Source organism: Streptomyces sp. CO7 (assembly GCF_053474865.1).
The window spans coordinates 543,011-547,944 of record NZ_JBRIOU010000002.1 but is presented as its reverse complement, the minus strand read 5'-3'; the positions used below and the strand labels follow the sequence as shown (position 1 = coordinate 547,944).

Genomic DNA, 4,934 nt, shown 5'->3' with positions numbered 1-4,934 from the left:
GGGGTGGGCCGGTCCGCGACGCGCATCAGCCGACCGTCACGATCTCACGAGGGGCGTCGTTGAGCCGCCGTCCCCCTCCCTCGGTGACGGTCACGATGTCCTCGATCCGGACGCCGAAGCGGCCCGGCAGGTAGATCCCGGGCTCCACGGAGAAGCACATCCCGGGCACCAGCGGCTGCCGCTCGCCCTCGATCATGTAGGGCGGCTCGTGGGTGGTGACGCCGATGCCGTGACCGGTCCGGTGGATGAAGTACTCCCCGTACCCGGCCTCGGTGATCACGGCCCGGGCGGCGCGGTCGACGTCCTGGCAGGCGGCGCCGGGCCGCACCGCCCGGAAGCCCGCCTCCTGGGCCTCGCGGACGATGTCGTGGACGCGGCGTTCCTCTTCCGTCGGCTCGCCGACGTGGACGGTGCGGGAGATGTCGGAGCCGTAGCCGTGCATCAGGCCGCCGAAGTCGAGGACGACCATGTCGCCCTCCTCGACGACCCGCTCCCCGGCCTCGTGGTGCGGGTTCGCCCCGTTGGGGCCGGAGCCGACGACGGTGAAGTCCACCTGTTCGTGACCGAAGCCGCGCAGCAGGCCGGCGAGGTCGGCGGCGATCTCCTCCTCGCGGCGTCCGGCGAAGCGGACCTGGCGGATCCCCGCGAACGCGGCGTCCGCGGCGGCCCCGGCGGCGGCCATGCGCTCGAGCTCGACCGCGTCCTTGACCGCCCGCAGCATCGGCAGCGCCTCGCTGAGGGCGACGTGGGAGCTGTCGGGCAGGGCGCGCCGCATCCCGAGGAGGTGGAGCGCCCAGGTGTTGTCGCTGACGGCGTAGCGGCCGCTCCTGTCGAGACCGAGGGAGGCGACGGCGTAGGGGTCCTTGCCGTCCGTCCAGTCCCGCAGGGTGAGGGCGCCGGCGCCCGCCGCCTTCGCGGCGTCGGGGGCCTCCAGGGTGGGCACCACCAGGACCGGATCCCGGCCGGGCACCAGGGCGAGCAGGGTGAGCCGTTCGGTGGCGGCGGGCGGCGTGTAGCCGGTGAGCCAGACCATGTCGGGACCCGGCGCGATCAGCAGACCGGCCAGTCCGGCGGCCTCGGCCTCCCGGGCGGCGCGTTCCATCCGCACCCGGTGGTCGTCGGCGCTGAAGGGTTCGAACGGGCCGGTCATCCGAGGGCCTCCCTGGAAGGTGAAGGGCACGGTGGGGCACGGGCACCGGGTGTGCCCCAGGCCTCAAGTGTCCCGCATCCGCACCTGCGGCGTTGCCTCATTGACGTGTTCCCGCCCGGCTTCCGTCCCTGGTGGGCCCGGCCGTGGCCCCCGTGCCGCATCCGTGCCCGAGGACACAGGGAGCACACGGGGACACACGGGGCACACCGCCGGGCGTGACGTCGGCCGCGGCTAGCGGACGGCCGGGAACCGCGGCGCCGGGCCGGTGCCGGCCGGGTCACTGCCGGGGACGGTCCCGACGCCTGGCGCCGGAACGCCGGGGACCGCCCAGGCCCCGGCCGGCCGATCGGAGTGCGCCGGAAGGCCGGGCGGGGACAGAAGCCCGGGCGAGGAGGAAAGGCTCCGCGGCGCCGGAAGGCCGGGCGGGGACGGCACGGCGCCCGGCACGAACCGGTGGGCCCGCCGGGAGAGCCAGGCGTCCTTGTACCGGTCGACCTCGCGGTGCCAGTTCAGGATGCCCGCCATCCAGTTCCGCAGGTCGGCCACGTAACCGTCGACGGCCCGGCGGGCCTCCGTGCCGAGCGCGAGGTCGTCGTACAGGGCGGGGAGCTCGTGGGCGACGACGTGCTGGAACTGCTCCATGCGACGGGCCGTCAGGTCCTGCACGACGCGCAGGGCGGCCGGGTAGTCGCAGCCGAAGAAGTTCTGCACCACCAGCACCGCGTTGTGGATCTCGCCCTCGAACTCGATCTCCTTCTGGTACGAGAAGATGTCGTTGACCAGGCAGGCGTAGTCGACGGCCGCGTTCTCCAGGGACCGGACGGGCCCGCTGCGGTAGACCTCGGCCGGGACGGCGGGGCCGTGACCGAGGCGGCACAGGCTCATCGTGAGGTCGGCCCCGAAGGTGGCCCGTCGCATCTCCAGGTAGTCCACCGGGTCGGGGACGCGGTGCTGGAGCTGGTTGGCGAGCTCCCAGACCCAGCTCTCGGTCATGTCGTCGACGGCCTTGCGGAGGATCCGCCGCTGTTCGGCGGACATCGCCGCGGTGGTACGCGTCCACAGGTCGGCGAGACCGCGCTCCATGGCGTTGGCCGGGAGCCCGGCGGCCTCCCCCTCGAGGGGCATGCAGGCGGAGAGGCGGGCCGTGGTGAGGCGGGCCGCCGCCAGGTCGCGGCGGTGTCCGAAGACCAGCGGGTAGTAGTCGTCGCCGTAGGTGCCCCAGGCCAGCCAGGCGGAGGCCAGGTCGAGCCCCTCCCGGGTGCCCGAGGGGTGGATCCCGGCGGCGCAGAGCGGGAGGTCGTAGGCGCGCAGCTTGTCCTCGTCCCAGACCCCCTCGGCGAAGATCCCCATGTCCTCCACCCAGTCCCGCAGCCGGCCGCGGGCGCCGTCCAGGTGCGGGCTGAGGGTGAGCTCGAACGGCATCGGCAGGTCGGGGATCCTGGCCGGGCCGACCCGCTGGAACGGCACGTGCGTGTGGTTCCGCAGCCGTGAGGCCCCGGTCCCGGCGAGCAGCGCGCGCACGTCGGCGGCGGAGGCGCCCGGCCCGGTCGGACCGCGGAGCGGATCGGTGCGGGCGGCGAGCGCGCCTTCGTTCATGTAGCGGCTGGAGCGCAGGTGCCACTCGTGGCCGCCGGACTGCCAGTCCTGCAGGCCGCGGGTGTAGGCGGCGACGGCGGCCACCTCGTCGGGGGTGAGTCCGGCCTCCAGGGCGAGGGCGGGCACCTCGGTCAGGGCGGTGTGCTCGAACTGGTGCAGGCGGGAGGTGAGGACGTCGTTGACGGTCTCGGCGGCCTGCTGCGGCGGGCAGCCGAAGAAGTTCTCCAGGACGAGGACCCCGTTGCTGAGTTCACCCTCCTCCTCGACCTCGCGCTGGTAGGAGAAGAGGTCGTTGCGCAGGTGGACGCCGTCGGAGAACGTCTCCATCAGCACCCGCAGCGGCCGGGACCGCGCGACGCGGTGCGGGACCTCGGCGGTGGCGTACTCGACCAGGCCGGCCGACCAGGGGGCGCCGCCGACCTTGCGGCGCATCTCGATGTACTCCACCGGGTTGGCGATCCGGCCCTCGCCGATGTTGGAGAGCTCCCACAGGGACTCGTTGAGCAGGTGCTCGGTGGCCAGGGCGAAGCGGCGGCGCCAGTGCTCCGACATCGCGGGGACGGTGCGCGCCCACAGGTCGGCGAGGCCCGCCTCCACCGGGTTCCGCGGCTCGGGCACGGGGGTCGCGGGGTCGGACGGCATGAACTGCGGGAGCCGCTCCAGGTGGGCCCGGCCGCCGGCCCGGTCCAGGCCGCGCTTGAACATCTCCAGGAAGTGGTCGTCGAAGAAGAAGACCCACACGTACCAGTCGGTGATCAGGGAGAGCGCGGGCCCGTCGCAGTCGGGGTGGGTGTAGGCGCACAGCAGGCCGTAGTCGTGCGCGTCGAGGTCGGACTGCTCCCAGACGCCGGATCCCTCCAGCATCCCCATGTCCCGGGCCCACCGCGTGGAGTGGGCGCGGGCCTCGTCGAGGTGCGGGTTCAGCCGCGCGGGATACGGCATGTAGAACTGCGGGAGTTCGAACGGCTGCGTCATGGCCGGGTCCTGCCCCGGCCCACGCCCCGGCATCCACCGCCGGACCCGGCTCCACACCTTCGCGTGAAACCGGGGCGAACGGGAACTCCCGCCCGCCGCGGTGCTGTCGGGGAGGCACCGCGGGCCTCTCGCCCGGCGTCAATCGGACGCCCTGGCCGAATCTTGCTCTGGCCTCGCACGGATCAACGATGTTCGAATCGTGTTCCACTCCAGACCCAGTGGCTTACGGGGGAACAGCAGTGCCCTCCCTGACCTACCAGGACCTGCACGCGGCTCACGCCGAGGCCATCGAGGCCGAGGTGACCGCCGCACTCGAGGCGGCCGGCCCGCCCGGCGGGCCGTTGCGGACCGCCTGCGAGGAGCTGCTGGACCGGCAGCCGCTGCGGTACCCCCTGTCGGTCCTGCCCCTGGCGGTCCACGGCGCGGAGACCGGGGACCCTGAGCCCGCGCTCCCGCTGGCGGCGGTGCACCTGCTGTGGTGGACGGCCGCCTGCCGCATGGACGACCTCGCGGACGGGGAGACCGTCGCCGGCGAGGGCGCCCTCGGCCCCGAGACGTCGCTGTCCACCCTGGCCGTCGGCACACTGCTCCCGCTGCGCCTGCTCGGTTCCCCGCGCCTGCCCGGCCCCGTACAGCGGCCTCTGGCAGCCGAGTTGACCTCCTGCGGACTTGCCGCGATAGGCGGTCAGCTCGCCGACCTGCGTGGCGCCTCGGGGATAGCGCCGCGTCGCGAGGCGGTGCTGGCCGCCTACCGCGGCAAGTCCGGCGCCCCCTTCGCGATGATCACCGGCATGGCGGCGCTGCTCGCCGGCGCGTCGGCCGAACGCACCGCCGAATGGCGCGAGTTCGGCGACGTCCTCGGAATCCTCTGGCAGCTCTTCAACGACCAGGAGGACATCGCCTCCGGCCGCAACGAGGACCTGGCCAACGGCACCGCGACCCATCTCCTGGCCTGCGCCGCCGAGTCGGCCTCCCTGGCGGACGCCGCCCGGCTAGGCCTGCTCCGCCCGGCGGCCCGGACGTGCCCCCGGGCCCGGGAGGAGCTCCTCGGGATGCTGCTGCGCGACGAGGCGCTGGAGCTCTTCCGGCAGGACGTGGAACTGCACCGCGTCCTGGCCCACCAGCTCCTCGGCCGCCTGGCCGGGCGGGAGCCCTACATCTCCTGCCTGCACGACCTAGTCGACCAGGCCGCCAGTCCGTCCCTGCCCACCCC

General features: G+C 73.9%; 3 protein-coding genes. 1 reads left to right on the top strand and 2 read right to left on the bottom strand.

From position 1 onward, the window contains the following. Positions 1 to 25 precede the first annotated feature (25 nt). Positions 26 to 1,150: a M24 family metallopeptidase gene (locus ACOV8S_RS04430; RefSeq protein WP_448316207.1), complete on the bottom strand. Its 1,125-nt coding sequence runs from the start codon at positions 1,148 to 1,150 to the stop codon at positions 26 to 28. A 231-nt stretch (positions 1,151 to 1,381) separates the two neighbouring features. Continuing rightward, positions 1,382 to 3,721 carry a germacradienol/geosmin synthase Cyc2 gene (gene cyc2, locus ACOV8S_RS04425; RefSeq protein ID WP_448316206.1) on the bottom strand — a complete coding sequence of 780 codons (2,340 nt, stop codon included), beginning with the start codon at positions 3,719 to 3,721 and terminating at the stop codon, positions 1,382 to 1,384. 239 nt (positions 3,722 to 3,960) lie between these two features. Here cyc2 and ACOV8S_RS04420 point away from each other — a divergent pair. Next, the coding region (locus ACOV8S_RS04420) for a polyprenyl synthetase family protein (protein WP_448316205.1) at positions 3,961 to 4,934 on the top strand (974 nt) is incomplete at its 3' end.

Coding starts and splice junctions, on each gene's coding strand:
- cyc2 (WP_448316206.1), bottom strand. CDS start 3,721: ATGACGCAGCCGTTCGAACTCCCGCAGTTCTACATGCCGTATCCCGCG.
- ACOV8S_RS04430 (WP_448316207.1), bottom strand. CDS start 1,150: ATGACCGGCCCGTTCGAACCCTTCAGCGCCGACGACCACCGGGTGCGG.